The sequence below is a fragment of the Bacteriovorax stolpii genome, assembly GCF_002872415.1.
Classification (GTDB): Bacteria; Bdellovibrionota; Bacteriovoracia; order Bacteriovoracales; family Bacteriovoracaceae; genus Bacteriovorax; species Bacteriovorax stolpii.
On the sequence record NZ_CP025704.1, the window covers coordinates 2,208,725 to 2,229,901 of the forward strand.

Sequence of the window (21,177 nt, forward strand, 5' to 3'; positions counted from 1 at the left end):
TGTGTGAACTAGGATTAATGGTAAATGAAATTTTTCACTTGAGATGAATGTAAGAAAATATGATAGGAAGTGCTAAGATTTTGACACTATCTTTTTTTCTACTTCATCCCACAACGCGCTTCTTAACTTCAGCGATTGAACACCTGCAGCTCTTGCTTCTTCCCACTTCTTTTCATCATTTCCGCAGAGAGATTGAAGACAATCTGAAGCTGCATGCGAGTGCTCACCCCCGTCAATTTCAATATGACGAGCAAGATAGTAGCGCATGTTGGGAAACGATTCTTGAGCTTTTTGGTCTAAGTTTTTTGAAAGATCACCAAGTATAGAAGTAAACATGTCAGGAATTAATTTTTCTCTCCCAAAGAAAAACGCAGCTGCAACTTCGTGAATTTTTCCATGGAGTGAAAGGTCGATATTGAATTTCACAAAATCGTGTTCGGCCTTCGTACACCACTGTTCATAATTAAGATCACTCATAAATGAAAGCAGTCTGCTTGGATCTGCACCGACGTCATTCATCGCATGCAAATAAAGAGTAAAATGATCACAGGCCTTGCCTTCTAAATCTTTATCGCTCTCTTCACCTAAAACGATTTCGTTAATCAAGCGCACAGTTTCTTTTGGATAAGGACTTGGTCTCCACGGCAGCTCCACACATGTGATGTCTTTTTGCAGTCTCTTTAAAAGCGACATAAAATCCCACACGGCAAACACGTGAGTCTCCATAAAAACTTTTAGTTCATCGAGAGACCTGATTTTATTGTAAAGAGTATGATTGGCCAGTGCTTCGTGGTGAGCGATTAAATCGGGGTGATTCATAATGGATTTCATAAACCTGTCCTATAGGAAAAACTATAGAAAGGTCATACCATTAAATTTCGAAATCGTCGTATGTTTGGTTAAAAATTGCGTCCAATTCTTTGGAAAAAAAGCGACGCGAAAAATACTGTCCGGCCCTGATGGTGCGTATGAAATCGTACTCTTCAAGCTTTCTTAAAGACGAATAAACATCTTCAATGGCAAGCCCCAGGTTTTTGGCCATTTCCGTGTGAGACATCATCTGCGAGATCCCGTGCGACCTGTGAAGGTTGGGAAAACACCAGACTCTACGATAGATATACATAAGCACGAGGATCTCAATGCGGCTTAATTTATAATCCACAATGATCTTATCGAAAAAAATATCCGGAATTTCTGAGGTAGAAGGGCCTAACTCAATACTAGAGCCGCCGACATCTTGATTGTCTTCAGCTTTACCCTTTGAGCGGTGATCGGCCAGAATTGAATGTATATCGACCATATTCCATTCCTGATAAGGCCTCTATGCGATCCATGCATTAAACCTTACATAAAAAGTATAACACAAAAAAAACTAAATGGAAAATGGCTAGTATTAAAACCGTGAGTGTTAATCAAGTATGGCGCCCATAAAGTAGAGCTCTGGGCCTTTGAACTCGCGCTTAACTGTATGTGTAAAACCCAGGCGTAAGTAAAAATTTACGTTCTGAGCATCAGGTGAAGTTGTGAGATGAAGCCCTTTAATTCCTTGGCCTTTAAGCACTTTCATATAGTGATGAACCAGAAGACTCCCTAGTCCCTTCCCCCTAGCGTCCGGATGAAAATTGATATGCAAATGGGCCGGAAATTTTTCAAACTGATCGAGAAAAACTGCGCCTCCGGGGACATCGAGCACTTTCAAAGAGGCAAAAGAGTCCTGGCATCCACTGAGATAACCTAGTACCTTTTCCCCTTCCATCACTACAAAAAACTCCTGTGGATAATGAGTCTGGTAGTCGCCGCACCAGCGTTTAAAGAACGTCAGGCGCCTTTCTTCAGAAGCAAAACTCTTAACCGAAGTCGAAAGAAAAAAGATGTCTTCAACTTGTTTTAGAATTTTGGAATCAAAATTGATTTCTTTTAAAGTGGCGATAGAAAAACTCATTGAATAACCCTTTTCATCGTCTGATAAAAACGCAGATATGAACGAAGAGGTGCAGGTGTTACCTGAATCAACTCAGCATCCACACATTCATCGGCCCAGTCATCCCAGGAAATAATAAGATGGCTTGGAAAATACTTTCTCCACTCTTTTTTATCTTCCAGGTTTTTTAAATCGCGAAGAACCACCATCACTTCCGGTGCATCCATCTCGCTTTGACACAGAGGAATCAGGTCCTCTTTTTTTAATTTTAAGACGGCATGATAAGAATTATAAAAAGACGTCAGGTCCTTTAAGGTTTTATCAGGCAGTGAGAAAAAAGCGGCCACTTCTTTTGCGGCCTCTGGTCGTTTTAAGAAAACACTTACCAATAAATCTTCAATGGTCTCAAGATCAGAAGAAAAATGAATGTTCTTCCAGATCTTATAAACATCTTTTACCGGTAGCTGATAATCTCTCACCAGCTTTGAAAATTCATTGATAAAGGCCCCAGCATTTTTTGATTTTTTCATCTCCGATTTAAAGTGATGTATTGAGAGTTCACTCAAATCAAAAAGGCCCATTTGGTTTTTAATGCTATCGCTGATATTGAAATTATATTTCACCTGGAAGCGCACCAGGCGAAGAAACCTGACAGAGTCGAGGAAAAAATAATCGCTGATTTCTCGAAGCGTTTTTTCTTCTAAGTCCCTCACTCCGTTATAAGGATCGACAACGCGGGCCTCATCTTTAGTAAAATGAAACTCGATACCAATGGCATTTAGAGTAAAATCTCTTCTGGCAAAAGCACGATCGTAAGAGAGTTCTTTATCAAGCACCACTTCAAAATGGTGATGGGTTTTATTTCCTGTAAGTGGATTTTCCAGACGTGGTGAAGAGAACTCCAGGTCAAAGCCTTTAAAGTCCAAGCGGACAATGTCATACGGGAGTTCAGTGTAAGTGAGTCCTCTTTTTTTAAAAAAAGATTTTAGCGCACTGATCTCCACTCCCCTGACTTCAAAGTCCAGGTCGTTAGATAGAGTTCCTTCCCTTAAAAAGTCGCGGCTTCCCCCACCGACAAGGCACAAACGCGCACCACTACTTTCAACTTCGCTAAGAAATTGTTTTAAGTCGGCCGGAAATAGAGAGAGAATCATCATGTATTAAATGTATCACGATGTGAGAGCAGTCTATCAATAGTATTTTTGATACGCAGAAGATTTTCTGATTCTTTATGATAGACAATATAAAGCTTTCCACTCGGTACTTCATATTCGTTACCAAGCGTTAGAACCTTATCTTTGAAATACGAACGATTTAAAACGTGATTGGGCACAACAGCGATTCCCAGACCTTCACTTACTGCCTGGAGCATATGACCGTGTGAGTTTACAGAGAAGCGCACATTCAATTTTTTTGGAGTCGCTTTAAATTTACTTCTGCACCATTTTAAAAAGAGCAGATCATCTTGCTCAAATAAGATAGTCGGAATTTTTTCCAACGTTTCAAGCGTCAGCTTTGTGTTGAAATACACATCCTTCATCTCACGTGGAATAACCAGTGTCGATTTTTCTTCCATGAAGAATTCTTTCTCACCATGAAGAGGCACATCGTCTTCAGGTAAAATCAGGATATCAATTTTGTTGGCCTCGAAATCAAGAAGCAAATCTTCCTGATGTCCCATGCGGACTGAAAGTTGAAGTTCAGGGTTTTCTTTTGCGTGCCAGACAACTTCTTTTGCAAGCCACGTCTTCCCAATACCTGTCAGGGTTCCGATTCTCACCTTCCCCTGCATTTGATCGCGATCCCCCTGAAGTTCAGTCAGGGTCTCTTCCATTTCTTCCAGAAACTGAGTTCCCAGGCGGTAGAGTTTCTCGCCTTCAGACGTTAAAATCACCGCCTTTCCCGAGCGCTTAAAGATCTTGATCTCCAATTTAGACTCAAGATTCTTGATACTCTGGCTGATGGCAGATTGGGTTACACCTAAGACTTCCGCGGCCTTAGAAAAACTTTTGGCACGGGTCACGGCCACTAATGTCTGGAGTTGCGATGTTTCGATCAATTAGCACTCCTGTGCTTATTTAGACGCAGAGGTTGTCTCGCATCCTGCTCGACTCTTAATAGAGTATTACTTTGTAATAGAGCGTTCATAATGTATTAGGTTTACCTAATAATACTGGAAAAGAAAAGAAACCATGTAAAAAGAAGGCGGCCTTTGGAGGGACCGCCTTTATTCAACTTATGAAAGCTAACAAAAAACTAACAAGACCCACCTTCTGAAAGGTAAACCTCGTAAACCTTCTGCTCTTTTTCATCAACGATTAGTAATTCAACAAAAGAAATCCCACAGTATCCAGGCCCATTTCCACTGTAACCAAACTTCACACCTTGGCGCTCTAGTCTTTTAATGACCGGTGCCCAGCTGTGGTTTAAGTCGTAAATATTCGCTTTAATTTCTTTAATTTTTTCTGCTTCACTTGATTCATCAAGACCTTCAAGTATTTCTTCTAAAGCACTCTCAGCAAAGCCTGACATAAGAATAGCAGACTTCACTGAAGTGAATCCTTCATCAATCTCATCACCATAGGCCATATCGCCATACTCTTTGAACACTAGTTCGCGTTCTTCACCATAATTTTCTTCTACGTAATTCTTTAGGATCTCTTCTGCATTTTTTCCTTTTACAGAGTGCTCCTCCCAACCCATGGCCAATTGACCTAGAGCTTTAACGTCCGCGTTTACTGTCCTAGCTGTTCCAGCAAAGCTAGAAGAAATGGTTAACGAGAAAACAAGAGCTGCGCTTAATACTGCCTTCATAGATCCCCCAAGATTATTTTTTGAATGCCGGGGTTATAGACAAAAAATATAGAGATTGGAAATGATATTACTCAATGCTTCCTATCTAAAAAAGAGATAGATAAAAAAGGGCAAAAAAAGGGGCCCATTTGCAGGGCCCCACTTTTTTGAGAATTTGGAAGAAAACTACTCAGCTTGAGCTGCAAGTTTCTCTTTTCTTTCTGCCATAACTTTCTCACCAATGTTGTTTGGACATTCAGCGTATTTCGCGAATTCCATTGTGTAAGAAGCTTTACCAGCAGACATAGAACGTAGAATTGTCGAGTAACCGAACATTTCTGAAAGTGGAACAAGAGCGTTAATGATAACGTCACCTGTTTCGTTTGATTCAGAAGCCTGGATGATCCCGCGACGAGAAGAAAGGTCACCAATAACCCCCCCTTGGTACTCATCTGGTGTCTCAACTTCAACTTTCATGATTGGCTCTAGGATAACTGGAGAAGCAGCTTTTACAGCTTGTCTCATCGCCATACGAGAAGCAATACGGAAAGCAAGGTCAGAAGAGTCTACATCGTGGTAACGACCGTCTTGTAGGTATACTTCTACGTTGATTAGTGGGAACGCAGCTAGAGGTCCCTTATCCATAACGTCGTTGAATCCTTTTTCACATGAAGCGATGAATTCGTTAGGGATTGCTCCCCCTTTGATTTCGTTATGGAACTGGAATACTTCTTCCTCGTTGGCCTTCTTTTCTTCAGCAAGTGGCTTGATCATACCGATTACGTGACCGAACTGACCAGAACCCCCTGTTTGTTTCTTGTGTAGGTAATCGAACTTAGCTTCAGTTCTGATTGTCTCACGGTAGTTAACCTGAGGAGCACCTACTTGAACGTCACAGTTGTATTCACGTTTTAATCTTTCTACGTAAATCTCAAGGTGAAGCTCTCCCATACCTGCAATACGTGTTTCAGCAGATTCTTCATCTGTGTAAACGTGGAAAGTAGGGTCTTCTTTCATGAAACGTGAAAGACCTTTTGAAAGTCTTGTTTGTTGATCTTTATCTTTAACAGAGATCGAAAGCTCGATAACCGCTGCTGGTACGTGCATACCTTCACATGATAAATGCGTTGGTCCGTCTTCAGCTACGAATGTATCCCCTGAAGCACAGTCGATACCGATTAGAGCGATGATGTCACCTGAACCTACAGTTTCGATGTTCTCTCTGTCGTTAGCGTTCATACGTACGATACGTCCAACACGTACTTTTTTCTTTGTACGAGTGTTAACGATCGTGTCACCTTTATTTAAAGTCCCTTGGTAAATACGAGTGTAAGTTAACTGACCGAATTGCTCGTCAGTAATCTTGAACGCCATACAAACAAGTGGCTTAGAGTTATCTGGCTCAAGCTCGATTTTTTGGTTTGTGTTGTTGTCGATAGCTTTTGGCTTCGCTGATGTAAGCGGAGATGGAAGGTATCTAGCAACACCGTTAAGAAGAAGTTGAACACCTTTGTTCTTGAAAGCTGATCCCATGAATACTGGAGTAAGCTTAAGAGATTGAACACCTTTCTTAATTGCATTGTGAATTTCTTCTTCAGTAACAGTTTCGCCACCAAGAATTTTTTCAACCATGTTGTCATCGAATTCAGAAGCTGCATCAAGAAGCTTCTCTCTGAATGACTCAACATCGTCTGCCATATCAGCAGGCATAGCTTCAACTCTGATCTTCTCTCCGTTTTCTCCGTCGAAGTAGTAAGCTTGTTTTGTGATTAGATCAACAACACCTTTGAAGTTTTCTTCAGCACCGATTGGAAGCTGCATTAAAACTGCGTTGTGGTAAAGTTTTTCTCTAAGGGCCGCAACACCTTTATGTGGGTTAGCACCCATACGGTCCATCTTGTTAAGGAAGGCCATACGAGGAACTGAGTAACGCTTCATCTGACGGTCAACCGTGATTGATTGAGACTGAACACCAGCAACTGAACAAAGAACTAGAATAGCTCCGTCAAGAACGCGAAGTGAACGCTCTACTTCTACTGTAAAGTCAACGTGGCCCGGAGTATCGATGATGTTAATACGACATTCTTTATCGATGCCTTCAGCATATTTAATACCTTCACCATTTAGACCTTCCCAAGTTACAGTTGTAGCTGCAGAAGTAATTGTGATCCCTTTTTCTTTTTCAAGTTCCATGTGGTCCATCTTCGCTCCGGCACCACCACCTCTAACGTCTTCGATCTTGTGGATCTTGTTACAGTAGAAAAGAATACGTTCAGTTAACGTCGTCTTTCCTGAGTCGATGTGAGCAGAGATCCCGATGTTTCTGGTCTTCGCCATTAATTTCATAAATTCATCTCCAAAAAGGTTTATTTACCCTAAAAAATTTTTTGAACTTTTTTAAACTTAATTTAAGGGTGAATAATAAGAAATTTAGAGGGATGAGTCAATGGAAGTTTAGCTATAAAGAGGGAAAAAGATTGAACAAGGAGCATCAAACAAATTGACAATTTCACTAAAAATCTCTAAAAATTTTCGGGTTTCCCAAAATTAACCCAATTATAAAAAAAAGGCATTTTCCCTATGAGCGGCGACCTCAGCAAACAAGACCTATACGAAGGCGTTAAAACCCTGATCGAAACCGACGCTGTCCACGTCCACTTGCCCCAACAAAAACTTTTTACCCTCTTTTCCGTGGGCTTCCAGTACATGTTGTTTGAGTCCACCAGGAAACCCGGCGCTTATATTATCCGCGTTGAAGACGGCTATCTTGCCGAAAAATTAGCGAAAAAATCAAAAGACCCGTCGACTAGAAAGTTTATGCAGCAGCTTTTAGTCAACCGCAAATTTAAATACGAAAAATCCTTTTTCTACCTGGACTACTTCCACCTTGGATCGTGGAACCTGACCAGCGAACTTCCCCGCGATAAAGTTAAAGCGGCGCTTATTGTTAAAAACACATCATCAAAGCCGATGATGGAAATTGACCTTGATGGCGAAGCTGACACTTCGGTTATTGATACAATTAAAAATCACGACTACCTAAAAATGTTGATGGATTTTGTTCCTCGTACAATCACCATTGCCTTCGAAGAAACCTTCGATGGAACAACTCCAGTTTCTTTCCCATTCATTAAAAAAGAAAAAGAAAAAACGGTTTCAGGTGTGACGATTAACACTGATTTAGAGTGGGACGATTAGTCTTCCCCTATAAATCTGGAAAAGTGTTTTTGATATAACGCTGATAACGAAGATGGATAATATCAAAGAGCCCGCTTTCTTTCGGGTGAATGCTCGTATTTCCAAAATTAAACTCGTCTTGCCCATCCTGCGTTCTGTCTCTTTCCACAAAACTCATATCCGGCCCGTTGTGGATAACTTCGCTGGCCTCAAGTTTAGCGATCAATTGATCCAAAATTCTCATTTCAGCTTCATTGATTTTTGCTTTCAATTTAATCTTCAGCGCTTTTTTCCCCTGGGGAGCGCTAAAATCCTGGGATGCCGGATTAAAACGCGCGCTCATTTCTGCCTGATCCTCAGGTGAGAGTTTCGCATAAAAACGAGCGAAGTTATCTACCTCTTCATTGATTTTGGCGCGCTCATAAGCATAATAGTTCGTGTTTTGAGCTCGCCCTTTTTCCAAACCTTTCTTAAAAACCTGATCTCTAAAAGAAGTCATTACAGGTTTATATTGCTCGAGAGCTGCGACTGCTGAGTTTTCCTGCTCTGGATTTTTGGTTTTAATCGCCTGGTAGTAATTTTCATACAACCCTAAGTACTGATTCAAAATTTTTGTATTGGGGTTAGTCCCACGGGGGAAACTAAGTGGCGGACATGATCTTTTATCTACGCATGAAATGTCTTTTACCCTAGTCAGGACGTAAACCGGAGCGACATTGGCCGCTTGAACATCGGGAATAAAAAAGTGCAACAAAGAAGTTTTCTCTTCTACTTTTTCCTGTGCTTTTTCTTCTACTTTCTCCTGTAATTCACTGCCTTTTGCTTTAAGTTTAGTGGTGATTTCTTCTTCGTATTTGGCAATCAAGGCGCGGCCCTCATCATCCAGGTTTTCTGCCTTTGCTTTGATCGTTTTTAAATAGGCCTGGGCCTCATTGATACTCATTTCCGTAATTAATTTATCAGATGGCACACCAATTTTAGCTGCGATTTCCTGAAAGCGGCGGGCATCGGCGTCGCTTGGAACAAGCATATTAATTCCTTTTTTGGAGACGGCCTGAACATCATTAATCAAGCGCTCAATGCGCGCGAGTTTTTTCTCCAAATCTGTTGCGGCATCACCAAAGAGTTTACCTGCCGTAAAGGCCAGGGCCCCTTGGGCACCAAAGGTAATCGCGCGAGAAGTTCCGCTGGCAATAATGGATTTTAAAAAGCCCATTTGCCATCCGGCCATGTAGGCCACGACGTTTGTGGCAAGTCCTCCGACGATTCCCAGTTTGTCTAAATCACCGATCCAGTCGGCCGCCTTGTTGTCTTTAAGAGACCCGGCCACTGTGACTTTTTTTGTGTCTTCTGCCGCTAGGGCCGTGCTTAAGAGTGTCGAGTGAATAAAACCCATGGCATTTTTTAAAATGCCTGAACTCACTGGAACATTTTTTAGCTTTTCGTATTCACTCCATGAAAGAGTGCGGTCGACACCAAATTTTAGAGACTCCCACTCATAGTAGTAGGCCCATTTATCTTGGGCACTCTGGGCCTCATCAATGAGTTGAGCGTAGCGTGCATCAAGTTTTGGTGAGAAATTGAGCTGGTCAAGTGAAGCAGGTGCCGAGGCCACACAAGCGCCTCCTCCGCTAATCCAATCCATTTGCTCAGCGGCCGCAGTGGCCGAAGAGGCCAGGAAGCCGATACTTACCATTTTGGCATTTTTTGCTTTTTTCTTAAGAGCGCTGACTGCATGATCAATGGTATTTTTATAGGCCTTGATATAGCCGACTTGTTCATCGACTTTAGCTTCCAGTATTTTGGCATTTTCTTTTACGCTTTTAGTTTTATCGATATCGATTTTGTTGACCACTTCGATTTCGGCCAGCTGTGAAGCTTTGAGAATTTTAATATTTCTCATTTCCTGAAGCACATAAATCGCAGCACTTCCGGCATAAATAACGGCAGAAGGTTTTGTTTTACAAACCATAATGGCCTGAGGAGCAATTAAAGTGGCTGCAAAAAGAGAAATAGTTGATGTGATATAACCAGCACCGAGTTTAATAGCATCTTTTTTTAATTCGGCCTTTTCTTTTTCCACGCTCGCGCGCATCTCATTGAGTTTTGGCTCAATTTTTTCGTCGACCACTTGTTGAAATTTTTCTTTCGCTTCTTGTTTTAAGGCCTCTTTTTCTACATCGAGCTTTTCTTCGAGAGTCGCCTTTAATGTGTCGGTGTCGAGATTTTTTATTTCAGTTTCCGAGAGGCCGAGTTTTTTCACGGCCTCCATTTCTGATTCAGAAAGTTTAGAGAGATCTATCCCCCAGCTCAGCTGAGAAAAAAGTAAAGACGAAATGATGAAGAAAGTCTTTAACAGTTTTATACCAGATCCTCACTCATCATGGAGACTTTGCCAGAGATTTAATACCATTCAAGTAACGATCCTGGCATTTGTTTTGGTAAGCGTTTTTAGCTTTCTCATAACCTTTTGAGAGGCTTAGAGAGTAAAGAAGCTCAGGGAACTCCTTACACTTTGCCGGGATTTTATCTTCTCCCGCATGGGCATACTGATAGCAGTAAGCATCCATGTGGACTCTCGACATCCAGTTCATTTGCTCTTCTGAAAGATTCATTTCAACAGTATTGTTGGCCCTTACGACTAAGTCTTTTCTTAACGCCTCTTCAGCGGCCAGTGTTTTAATACTCTCTTCGGTGCGTTTTTTTACGGCCTCTTCAACTTTTGCGTAAGAGTCAGTACAACGACTTTTCTTTTTAAAATAAACAAACAGGAAGAAGCTGTCTTTTAGGTCCTCTTTAATCTTTAGACCTTCTTCATTTTTAGCTTCCATACAAGCGGCCAGCCAGTCAGTGCGTGCTTGTTTATGGGCCTCCTGAATTCGCTCCATCACTTTTTTATCGTAAGCTTTTTTCTCATCCATCGTCTTAGCGATGCGATCGTTTACTTTTTCAATATCATCATCGCGCTTATCCAGAGCATCTGACTGCTTGCCGTAGTATTGATTTTCGGCCACGAGGATTTTTAAACGCAAATCCTGCATCTGAGTTTCAGCAGAAAGGATTCTTCTTTGAAGCTCTTTAAGCTGATTACAGAAATAAGCAGGCCCATTGGCAATCGACATACTGTTGTTGGTCGCATATTGGATAATTTTATCGTACTCTTTAACTTTCTGATCCAATTCATCGGCTGCGTCGTAATACATTTTGCGACAAGAGATATCCAAGTTTTGATCCTTAAATTTCTCCATAAACATATCGCGGTCAAAACGCATATCGCGGCTGGCATTTGATAATTGTTTTACGTAATCATTCCCTAAGTTTTTTCCTTCAAAGAAATTAAAAGCATCAATGTAGTTATCTACAATCTGCTCCATCTTAACGAGGTCGTTAAGCTGGTTATCCCAAGCGGCCATGGCCTTCTCAAAATCTTCCCATTCTAATTTCTTCTTTTTAGCTCCGGTAAAAAGCTCATGAAGAAAACTAATCCCTTCACTCACTCCTTGAATCGCTAAACTGACAGCAATCCCACCAAGGGCCGCTCCGGCCGCGGTGTAAAATGCAACTTTTGCCATGTGATTTGGATCGAGAGCTTTTGAGAGAAGCTTGTTACTTTCTGCCCAGTTCGTGTTCATGTTTTTGTATTCATCAGCAAATTTGTCTGCCGTGGCATTGGCCTTTGTCAGCTCTTTATTGGTATCGGCCCAGTTCTCATTGGCACGAGTGGCATTGGCATTAACTTTGTCGATGTTTTTATTGAACTCGTCCATCTGCTTATTGGTATCAGACCAGTTTTGGTTGGCATTTCCAATCTGCACATTTGTATTATTCCAATTTGTGTTCGCGTTTCCGATTTGGACATTGGTGTTGCCCCAATTTGTATTGGCGCCTCCAAGCTGAGTATTGGTATTTCCCCAGTTCACATTGGCCGCATCGATCCCGGTGTTGAGTTTTCCTAAATTGGTATTGACGTTGTTGACACTATTTTCAAGATTGCGGATGTCTCCTGTTAAGTTGACATTAAATCCCCCCAAGGCACCTGCACTAGAGTTAGCGTTACTTCCGGTAAAGAGACTTGTGAAATCAAATCCCGGAGCAGCGTGGGCCTCATCAATCATAAACGGCAGAGAAAACCATGTGGTCTTCTTTTCTTTTTTAACCTTAAACTCTCCATCATAGTCCAATAAACCGTTGTGTAGCTCATTGACTTCCGCACGCAGTTTTGAGTAAAGCCCTGTTCTGATCATCGAAGTGATGATGGTTACATGATTGCTCTTTTTAAGGAGACTCACTTTTACTGTGCGGTTAATTTTTTCAACTTTCCCTTCAACAGTCAGTGAATTTCCCTGGCCACTAATCACCATCTGCGGTCCAAAACTTTTTTTAATCGATTGAGCGATGTAAGCAAGTTCATTCTTTTTTGCATCGGGGTCTTTTTGTGGATTTTCTAAATACACAAAACTAGTGTCGACAATCGACACTGGAGTTTTTTCAATCCAGAGGATGCGTTTAAAAAATTTCGTATGTATTTTAGAATTCCCTTCGGTTCGCTCAAGCGTTGGCGTGTAATTCCACTTGCTATTAAAAACATCAAACGATGTTGATAGCTGAGTTTTATTCTCTTCTGCCGCATGAAGGACGGGCAAAAAAGTTGAATTAATCACTAAGGAAAAGACTAAAAGTGCAATTTTCATATAATTCTCCGATAGTATTATCGGTTATTAGTTGACCAAACTTGAATGACTCTACTCTTTTTTGCCTAAACAGATCTCCTAAGTGCACAAAAACTAAAGATTCAAAATGAGCTTTCGATAAGATAGCAAATCATTTGGAGGATTTTATGTTCACTATAGTGGGTGCAGTCGTTACTACAGTCTGTGTTATCATGGGATACGTTCTTCACCATGGTAACTTAGCGATTCTTTGGCAGCCAACTGAGGTTCTCATCATTGGTGGTGCCGCTGTTGGATCTCTGGTTATGGCCAACAATCCATTTGTTATCAAGGCCATGCTTGCAAAATGTATTCAAGCTTTAAAAGGAACCGGGATTTCAAAGGCAGCTTATATCGAACTACTTCAGTGTATGTTCGAACTTATTAAGATGGCCTCGGCAAACCCGATCTCAATCGAACCTCACGTTGAAAATCCAGAGGGGTCAGAAATTTTTAAACGCTACCCTGCTGTTTTACACAATCACCACGCGATTGATTTTATCTGCGATACTTTGAAAGTTCAGATTGCTTCGTCACTATCTCCTTACGATCTTGAAGATCTAATGAATGCTGACTTGGATATCGTAACGGAAGAAGAGCACGTTCTGGTTGGTGGTATTAACCGCGTATCGGATGCCATGCCAGGTCTGGGGATCGTTGCGGCGGTTCTTGGGGTAGTTATCACCATGGGTAAGCTGACTCAAGGTAAGGAAGTTATCGGTATGTCGGTTGCGGCCGCTCTGGTAGGTACGTTCCTCGGGATCTTATTCTCATACGGTTACCTACAGCCACTTGCTGCCAAAGTAGAATCGAACTTAAAAGAAGAAATGCGTTTTATGATCACGGCCAAAATTTGTCTACTTGCCTTTTCTAAGGGAGTAAACGCAAAAGTTTGTGCTGAGTTTGGTAGAAGAAGTATTCCAACGGAATTCCGCCCTACATTCAAGGAAGTGGATGAAGCGACGGCAAACGCTGGGAAAAAGTAACTCAATCTAATATGTGACCAAGGAGCGGTCTTATGGCAGATGAAAAAGCGCCTATTATCATTAAAAGAATTAATAAAGGACACGGTGGTGCTCACGGTGGTGCCTGGAAAGTAGCCTTCGCGGACTTCATGACTGCGATGATGGCGTTCTTCCTGGTAATGTGGCTGATGGGTGCCGACGAGTCGACTAAAGCGGCGATCGCCGATTACTTTACCACCGCCACAATCTTTAAAGGTGGATCAGATTCAGTAGGAAAAATCGGTAGTACGCCGAATACTTCGTATTCAGTGCTTAACGGACAAGAAGGCGGGTTCGACCAGGCAGATGTTACAGAGCCAGCTCGTCCCCGCCCCGTTTATCTTCAAGAGCACAAAGTTTTATCAAAACTTGTGGATGAACTCTTTGACGGTAATGCCTTCTCTGCTGACTACAATTCGGATTATTTAAAGTTTGCTATCCCTGGAAATATTGTTTTCCAATTTGGCTCAACAGAAATTTCCTTTGAAGGAAAAGTGTATCTGAAGAAACTCGCAGACGTCTTTAGAGACTATGAAGGAACTGTCTCTATTGTAGGTCACACTGAAAAAGGTGAAGGAGCAACTGAGCAGGCCAACTGGGACCTCTCTTTTAAGCGCGCCATGGCCATCAGAAACTCTCTTATTAAAGACTTTGGAGTCTTGCCTGACAAGTTGATCCCCGTGGCCCAATCGAGTGCAACGGTGTCTTCTGAAGAGGAAGAAAAAGGGATTAACGTTAACCGCAGGGTTGAGTTTATCCTTCGCCATAGAAATTTTTAGGGCAACAACAAAAAAATACTAAAGTAGTTTATTCAACTATCCGAATAGCCCCTTATCAGTGTCTAATCGCTGAAGTACATAAGGGGCTTATATGGATCGCGACAGTTTTGTTATCACCTTAATTGCTCAATACAAGGATGAAATCGAAGAGATTCTCGTTGAGTGCGAGCATGTTTACCGTTCAACTATCGATTATGAGATGCTCGACGGAAAAGTCGAAGAACTCATGAGATGTGCTAAGGTTGACGGGCTTGAAGAAAAAATTGTGTGGGACCTACTCCACCATAGAATTCCTTCATACGTAAACTATGTGAATGCAAAAACGCTGAAGACTAGTAAAAAAGCAGCTTAAGATTTATACTCGTATCAAAAGAATATCCATTAGGAGCATGACTTTTGATACGAGAATTTTTCACTTATATATCTGAGTCTCCTAAGCTTGCTTCGGCCAAAAAACTTGGCCACCTCGCCGAGAGCATCTCGCTTTTGGCCCGTGAAAAGCGCTGCCAGAAGGCCTGGCTTCCCCATCGCACCCTGTGCAAATCTTTTATCACCGAACATTTATCAGAAGCTCAACATTACGATTCGGTTTTAGTTTTAGGCTCAGGCCCTTTACATGAAATCCCTATCGAGGCCCTGGCCCGCACTTTTAAACAAGTGACCCTGGTGGATATCGTTCATTTAAAAAGTGTCAAACGAGAACTCACCCGCTTCACTAATATTAAATTTGTTGAACACGACATTTCTGAAATTGAAAGTGCGCTGATTAATGGCGAACTCTTAAGAAAAATCCCTGAAGCTTTTTTATCCCAAAACTGGGGGCTGGTTCTTTCAGTCAACATCATGTCTCAGCTTCCCCTTCACCTGGAAGCGTATATTGAAAAGACATTTAAAAATAAATTTCAAAAAGAAGATGTTGAGACTTATCTTCAAGACGTTACCAAAAACCATTTCCTGTACTTAAAAAGTTTTAATGCTCCGGTGCTTTTAATCACTGACACCGTGACTAGTTATTACAACAAGCAGAATTTAGTGATTCAAACTGATCACAATTATGCTCACCTGAATTTGCCAAGGCCAGCTACTGAATGGAACTGGAACGTTGCCCCTATCCCCGAGTTTCAAAAAGACGTTGGGATCAAGATGAACGTGGGGGCCTTTGTCTTAAAAAACCTTCCGTCTTAATTAAGATAGTCGTTGATCTTTCATCTAACCTCTCATATAATTAGATCTATATGAGTAACAATAAAAAAAGCGGCGCTTTATTTGTCGGGCTTGGGATTTTTTTAAGCCGAATTGCAGGTCTTCTTAGAGAGAGAGCTTTCGCTCACTACTTCGGTAACTCTGATGCCGGTGATGCCTTTAAAGCGGCCTTAAAAATTCCTAACTTTTTACAGAACCTTTTTGGCGAAGGGGTTCTTTCAGCTTCTTTTATTCCTGTCTACGCCGGTCTTCTGGCCCGCGAGCACAACGAAAAAACAGAAAATCCAGAACATCACCTGGAAGCTTCGCGTGTCGCTTTGACGATCGGAAGTTTAATGTTCCTGATGACGTCTTTTTTAGTGGTCGGAGGAATTGTTGCCACTCCTTTTCTCATCGATACAATCGCTCCCGGATTTGAAGGACCAAAGCGCGAACTAACTATTAAACTTGTACAAATCTTTTTCCCGGGAACAGGTCTGGTTGTTATGTCGGCCTGGTGTTTGGGGATTCTTAACAGCCATAGAAGATTCTTTCTTTCCTATGTCGCTCCAGTTATCTGGAACGTGGCCATCATCGCCACACTTTTAATGTTCGGTAACGGCTCAAGCCAATACGACCTGGCCATTTACACTGGTTGGGGTCTTGTGGCAGGAAGTTTCCTGCAAGTGGCAGTTCAACTTCCAACAACCATTCAACTTCTAAAAACTTTCCGCTTTTCCATGGAGACTGCAAACCTCCATGTAAGAATCATCTTAAAGAACTTTGTTCCAAGTATTGTTTCTCGTGGAGTTGTTCAGGTGAGTTCATACATCGACAACATCCTGGCCTCACTTCTTCCAACGGGAGCCGTCTCTAACCTGGCCTACGCCCAGACCCTTTATCTTCTTCCTGTTTCATTATTTGGAATGAGTATTTCGGCCAGTGAGCTTCCGGAAATGAGTTCGATCACCGGCTCGCCTGAAGAAATCTATGCCAAGCTTCGCGATCGCCTGCAAAGAGGAATCGCCCGCATTAGTTTTTTCATTGTCCCATCTCTATGTGCCTTTTTAATTCTGGGAGACATTTTAGTTGCGGCCCTTTTCCAGACGGGAAAATTCACTGAGAAAGACACGCATGTTGTGTGGATGGTTTTAATCGGTTCTAGTGTGGGGCTTCTTGCTTCTACTATCGGACGACTTTACTCTTCAACTTTCTTCTCACTTAAAGATACAAAAACAACTCTTAACTTTGCTATCGTTCGTATTTTCTTTACGACGATCCTTGGATACTTGTTTGCTTTTAAATTTGCACCAATGATCAGCAGTGACCCGGTTTATGCAACCGCAGGTCTGACAGCATCGGCCGGAATCAGTGGATGGATTGAATTCGTGCTGCTTCAAAAAAAGCTCAACAAAATCATCGGGAAAACCGGTGTTGAATACCGCTATCAATCAAAACTTTGGGGAAGTGCTTTAATCGCCAGTGCCGCAGGCCTTTCGATTAAGTTCTTCATTCACTTAGGTTTACTAGAGCACCCGATCCCTCGCGCAGTGATTATCTTGGGTGTTTATGGTGTGCTGTATTTCGGGATTACTTATTTGATTGGCATTGAAGAGTCGCAATCTATTATTAATAAAATTAAATCAAAGGTACTGAGGTCATAAAATGGAATTTACTCCGGCAATCACTGATGTGCTTAAATTTTTTATCACACTGATTTCTATCGTTAACCCGATTGGTGCGATCCCCGTGTTTTTAGGTTTCGTGAGAAACCATAATTCCATCAACGTAAAAAAGCTTGCGAACCACACGGCCACAGCGGTTACCATTACCATCTTAATCAGCTTAATCTGCGGCCAGGCCGTTTTAAATTTCTTCGGGATCTCTGTTGCCTCATTCACCATCGGTGGTGGAATTCTTTTAACCACTACGGCCTTCAGTATGATTTCCGGGCAGCAATCAAATTCAAAAATCAATAATGATGAAATCAGGTCTATCGACTTCGAGCGAGAAATTGGAATCATCCCACTGGCGATTCCACTTCTTTCAGGCCCTGGTGCTATTTCAACTTCTATCATTCACGCTAAAAACTTCACCAGCTCCATTCACTGGATCGCTGGTATCGTCATGGTTCTCGTTGTCGGATTAATCATCAAAATCATTTTAAGTTACGCTGAAAAAATCGGAGAGAAACTCGGCCAGATTGGCCTAAACGTTATGACCAGAATCATGGGTTTAATTCTTTTATCAATGTCGATTGAAATGATTGCCTATGGTATTAAAGAGATCATGCCGATTCTTAAAGGCGTGTTTTAATTTTGACCTAATCAAAGATTAACCATTTCCTAACTGGCTCACCGCCAGCTTTCTCATTAGTATGTCGCCAGAAGATTATTTATGGAGGAATACTTATGTGGAAGCGTTTACACGATCTTTTAGAACGACTGATTTCACTCTTTGTCAAACACGACACAAAGGAGACATGGACACTTCTTGAAATGCGTCGAAAAGCGAATCTCGAGAACTTAGAGGACCTAAAAAAGCTTAGACTCAAGAATTTTTAGGAGTATAATTTCCCTATCAACTATTAAGGATGGTTAATATGGAAAGAAATACACGTTACAATAACGGCCTGGACGTAGAGACGCGTTCACAAGTCATGGCCGGATTCATGACCAGAGTTTATCAATGGATGGCCATTGGTGTTTTACTGACTGCTGGGATTTCAACTTACATCGGAAACAACGATCAAATGGCGATGACTATCGTTCAGAATAGATTTTTATTCTGGGCCGTGATTATTGCTCAATTCGGAGTTGTGCTTGGTTTATCAGCAATGATTCAAAGAATGAGTGCTGCAATGGCCACAGGGCTATTTCTGCTTTACTCTGCGCTTACTGGCGTGACGTTCTCGACGATCTTTTTAATCTACACTCATGCAAGCATCCAGTCTGCGTTTTTTACAACAGCGATTGGGTTTGCCGGGCTTTCAGCTTTTGGTCTCTTCACTAAAAAAGACTTGGGACCTATCGGGACATTCTGTACAATGGGTCTTTTTGGACTTATTGGTTACTCGCTTCTAGCGATCTTCTTCCCAGCAATGATGGGTGGAACAGCTGGGTTAGTGTTTAGCTTAATTGGACTTCTGATCTTTGCCGGGCTAACAGCTTACGACACTCAGAAAATTAAACTAATGGGTCAACACGCAATCAACGCAGAAGAAAGATCAAAGATCACTATTCTTGGTGCTCTTACTCTTTACTTAGACTTCATTAACTTGTTCTTGATTATTTTAAGATTCACTGGCGACAGACGTCGTTAAGAAAAAATAAAAAGGCTTCTTCGGAAGCCTTTTTATTAGATCACTATTACTCAAATTCTTTCAATTAAGAAATATCCACATGCCAATTGCAAGAGTCTTCTCCAATAAAAAACCCCTCGTGGTATGAGGGGTTTAAAGCATTGAAAATTCCCAACGGTCTAGCAAACCGGAATTCGGGGATGAGTTAATACTAGCATATCTACAGATTTGGTCAAAGCCGAGAGCTCCTGACGCCAATGAAGGCGACTTAGGAGGCAGGGATGCTCAAAGCATTGAAAATTCTAGAGCTAATTATCCTATTCTTAAAATTACTAGCAATAATTTTAAGATTGTTTATGGATTGGTTCTAAGTTTTCGGGGAGAGAGAAAATTCTCTCCCTTTTTATTTTTAACCTACTTTAAGATTGATTTAATTTTTTCCACATAACCCGCCACTTCGGATTTACGTAAAAAAGGTGAGAATGAAAATCTCAGCGCCGCCCTTGAGTCTTCATAACTATAACCCATGGCCATGAGAATGCGGTTTTCTTTGATAATACCTGATGAACATGCTGAGCCTGTAGAGAGATCAATCCCCATCATATCAAACTTCGCACTTAGGACTTCTGCTTTCTGCCCATAAAGCACCAGAAAAATAGTATTGAGATTGCGGTATGGAGATGAACGCGCAACCACCTCACCACGATCCCCTATAAACTCTACCAGCGCCTCTTCCAGCTCATTTTTAGCAACTGAGAGGTCATCAGGGTTAAAATTCTCTTTCATATCATGAAGGGCCAGCTTGATGGAATACACACCAAGTGCATTTTCCGTTCCTGCACGCAAACCTTCTTGCTGAGTTCCTCCCACGATTAATGGATTGAACTCTAGGTCTTTTTTAAAGAAAGTAAAACCAATTCCTTTAAGCGCACCAAACTTGTGGCCTGAAAATGTGTAAGCATCAAGCTCCTCATTTAAAACTTCCCAATTCGGGATTTTTCCTGCGGCCTGAACAGCATCCACATGAACAAAACACCTTGTCTCTTTTTTTATTTCCGCCGCCCATTCAAGCGGCCAAACGACTCCGGATTCATTATTGACGTAAGTGTAATTCATAAAACACTCACGCCCTTCGCTCACTTCGTTAAGGAGACTTTTAATCAGCTTCTCCTTATCAAAGAGTCCATTTTTATCCACACCAAAAAACTGTACGACATGGCCCAGGGCCTCGAGGTCATTTTTCAATTGAACAACACAAGCATGATCGACTTCTGAAAAGAAGAAGCTCGCTTTTTTTCCTTCTTTAAAAAACTTAAATGCCAGACCTTTAAAAATCGAGTTGATTCCTTCAGAGGCCCCCGAATGAAAAAAAAGTCTATGCTCTCTTAGGTTAAATAGGCGCTGGATGTATTCAATACTTTCGTTGATGAACTTGCGGGATTTTTTTCCGGATTGGTGAAGTGAGGCCGGATTGCCAAAAAGAAAATCCCCGCTATGGAGAAAGTCTACGACTCTCTTCGATAGCGGGGATGTTGCATTATAATCAAAGTAGAAACGATTACTGATTGATCTCTCCAATCGGGTTTCTAATTGCTGAAGTCATAATTCCAGCGTCATTAGAAGCACCAGCGATACCAGCTTCAGTTTCAGTTTCTTTAGACTTACGAACGAGGTCACCAAGTGAAGTCGTTGCTAAGTATTCTTTCATGATGATACCAAGGTTCATGAAGTAGTTCTTAGACAGGTGGAACTCTAGAGAGTTCGCTGCTTCAGCTTCAGTTCCTACGATATCGCGAGCTGGGTTGATGTTTTCACCAACGCAGTCTAGTACGTCTTTAATTGTAATTTGGTCCATGTTGCGAGCTAGTACATAACCGCCACCTGGTCCACGAACAGACTTAACTGCTTGGCCATTTCTTAGCTTTCTGAAAAGTTGCTCTAAGTAATGAAGAGAAATGTTCTGTCTTGTTGAGATTTCTTGTAGTCTTACCGGATTCCCATTTGAATGAGTAGTAAGGTCTAACATTGCTCTAACTGCGTAACGCCCTTTTGATGTAAGTCTCATTGGTCTTCCTCCATAAAAAATCCAATTGATCGTAACCGTGTTTTAGAAAATTCTTCGAGAGATGCGTGTGTCGTCTACTGGTAGAAGTGCTCATCCGTGCCCTTCTTTCTAGTCTGACTTGATTCCCTTCGAAAAGAATCAATCTAACAAGAATAGTATGACGTTAGGGATTCATAGAAGTCAACAAACTATTTTCTATCTTTTGATTGTAAGGTATTGAAATTAAGGTAATCTAAAGCGTTAAGA

Annotated in this window: 19 protein-coding genes; 8 read left to right on the plus strand and 11 right to left on the minus strand. The window is 41.5% G+C overall.

What is annotated here, in order from left to right; all coding sequences use genetic code 11:
* Positions 1-72: 72 nt before the first annotated feature.
* The 7 genes from C0V70_RS10825 to fusA all read right to left on the minus strand — a co-directional run bounded on the left by C0V70_RS10825 (position 73) and on the right by fusA (position 7,060).
* Entirely contained in the window at positions 73-831 is a 759-nt protein-coding gene (locus C0V70_RS10825) for a DUF3050 domain-containing protein (RefSeq protein ID WP_243733564.1), read from the minus strand.
* Between the two features lie 40 nt (positions 832-871).
* The gene (locus tag C0V70_RS10830; protein ID WP_102243876.1) at positions 872-1,300 is read right to left on the minus strand and encodes a helix-turn-helix domain-containing protein; all 429 of its coding nucleotides are present in this window, start codon (positions 1,298-1,300) and stop codon (positions 872-874) included.
* Between the two features lie 108 nt (positions 1,301-1,408).
* Positions 1,409-1,942: a GNAT family N-acetyltransferase gene (locus tag C0V70_RS10835; RefSeq protein ID WP_102243877.1), complete on the minus strand. Its 534-nt coding sequence runs from the start codon at positions 1,940-1,942 to the stop codon at positions 1,409-1,411.
* Positions 1,939-3,078 (minus strand): tRNA nucleotidyltransferase/poly(A) polymerase family protein, encoded by a 1,140-nt coding sequence (locus C0V70_RS10840; protein ID WP_102243878.1) that lies wholly within the window; start codon positions 3,076-3,078, stop codon positions 1,939-1,941. The genes C0V70_RS10835 and C0V70_RS10840 overlap by 4 nt, the downstream gene beginning before the upstream one ends.
* Positions 3,075-3,980 carry a LysR family transcriptional regulator gene (locus tag C0V70_RS10845; protein ID WP_102243879.1) on the minus strand — a complete coding sequence of 302 codons (906 nt, stop codon included), beginning with the start codon at positions 3,978-3,980 and terminating at the stop codon, positions 3,075-3,077. The genes C0V70_RS10840 and C0V70_RS10845 overlap by 4 nt, the downstream gene beginning before the upstream one ends.
* Positions 3,981-4,177: 197 nt before the next feature.
* Positions 4,178-4,735: a hypothetical protein gene (locus C0V70_RS10850; protein ID WP_102243880.1), complete on the minus strand. Its 558-nt coding sequence runs from the start codon at positions 4,733-4,735 to the stop codon at positions 4,178-4,180.
* 165 nt (positions 4,736-4,900) lie between these two features.
* Positions 4,901-7,060, minus strand: a complete 2,160-nt coding sequence (gene fusA / locus C0V70_RS10855; protein ID WP_102243881.1) for an elongation factor G — start codon at positions 7,058-7,060, stop codon at positions 4,901-4,903.
* 234 nt (positions 7,061-7,294) lie between these two features.
* Between fusA and C0V70_RS10860 the strand changes: the two genes are divergently transcribed.
* A complete protein-coding gene (locus C0V70_RS10860; RefSeq protein WP_102243882.1) occupies positions 7,295-7,912 on the plus strand; it encodes a hypothetical protein in 618 nt (205 codons plus the stop codon).
* A 7-nt stretch (positions 7,913-7,919) separates the two neighbouring features.
* On the opposite strand, the gene C0V70_RS10865 is transcribed toward C0V70_RS10860, so the two are convergent.
* Together C0V70_RS10865 and C0V70_RS10870 are read right to left on the minus strand one after the other, a co-directional pair.
* Positions 7,920-10,154 (minus strand): hypothetical protein, encoded by a 2,235-nt coding sequence (locus tag C0V70_RS10865; protein ID WP_133566635.1) that lies wholly within the window; start codon positions 10,152-10,154, stop codon positions 7,920-7,922.
* Between the two features lie 118 nt (positions 10,155-10,272).
* On the minus strand, positions 10,273-12,582 hold the full coding sequence (locus C0V70_RS10870; protein WP_102243884.1) for a hypothetical protein: 2,310 nt from the start codon (positions 12,580-12,582) through the stop codon (positions 10,273-10,275).
* A 146-nt stretch (positions 12,583-12,728) separates the two neighbouring features.
* Here C0V70_RS10870 and motA point away from each other — a divergent pair, with 146 nt between their 5' ends.
* The 7 genes from motA to C0V70_RS10905 all read left to right on the plus strand — a co-directional run bounded on the left by motA (position 12,729) and on the right by C0V70_RS10905 (position 18,887).
* On the plus strand, positions 12,729-13,586 hold the full coding sequence (gene motA / locus C0V70_RS10875) for a flagellar motor stator protein MotA (protein ID WP_102243885.1): 858 nt from the start codon (positions 12,729-12,731) through the stop codon (positions 13,584-13,586).
* A 32-nt stretch (positions 13,587-13,618) separates the two neighbouring features.
* Positions 13,619-14,383, plus strand: coding sequence for a flagellar motor protein MotB (locus C0V70_RS10880; protein ID WP_102243886.1), 765 nt, complete (start codon positions 13,619-13,621; stop codon positions 14,381-14,383).
* A gap of 91 nt (positions 14,384-14,474) precedes the next feature.
* A complete protein-coding gene (locus C0V70_RS10885; protein WP_102243887.1) occupies positions 14,475-14,735 on the plus strand; it encodes a hypothetical protein in 261 nt (86 codons plus the stop codon).
* A 44-nt stretch (positions 14,736-14,779) separates the two neighbouring features.
* Positions 14,780-15,568, plus strand: coding sequence for a hypothetical protein (locus tag C0V70_RS10890; RefSeq protein WP_102243888.1), 789 nt, complete (start codon positions 14,780-14,782; stop codon positions 15,566-15,568).
* Positions 15,569-15,618: 50 nt separating this feature from the next.
* Positions 15,619-17,229 carry a murein biosynthesis integral membrane protein MurJ gene (murJ, locus tag C0V70_RS10895; protein ID WP_102243889.1) on the plus strand — a complete coding sequence of 537 codons (1,611 nt, stop codon included), beginning with the start codon at positions 15,619-15,621 and terminating at the stop codon, positions 17,227-17,229.
* Position 17,230: 1 nt separating this feature from the next.
* Positions 17,231-17,881, plus strand: a complete 651-nt coding sequence (locus tag C0V70_RS10900) for a MarC family protein (RefSeq protein WP_102243890.1) — start codon at positions 17,231-17,233, stop codon at positions 17,879-17,881.
* Between the two features lie 286 nt (positions 17,882-18,167).
* A complete protein-coding gene (locus C0V70_RS10905; RefSeq protein ID WP_102243891.1) occupies positions 18,168-18,887 on the plus strand; it encodes a Bax inhibitor-1/YccA family protein in 720 nt (239 codons plus the stop codon).
* Between the two features lie 393 nt (positions 18,888-19,280).
* On the opposite strand, the gene C0V70_RS10910 is transcribed toward C0V70_RS10905, so the two are convergent.
* Together C0V70_RS10910 and C0V70_RS10915 are read right to left on the minus strand one after the other, a co-directional pair.
* Positions 19,281-20,444: a cysteine desulfurase family protein gene (locus C0V70_RS10910; RefSeq protein WP_102243892.1), complete on the minus strand. Its 1,164-nt coding sequence runs from the start codon at positions 20,442-20,444 to the stop codon at positions 19,281-19,283.
* The gene (locus tag C0V70_RS10915; protein WP_102243893.1) at positions 20,425-20,931 is read right to left on the minus strand and encodes an Rrf2 family transcriptional regulator; all 507 of its coding nucleotides are present in this window, start codon (positions 20,929-20,931) and stop codon (positions 20,425-20,427) included. The genes C0V70_RS10910 and C0V70_RS10915 overlap by 20 nt, the downstream gene beginning before the upstream one ends.
* Positions 20,932-21,177 lie beyond the last annotated feature (246 nt).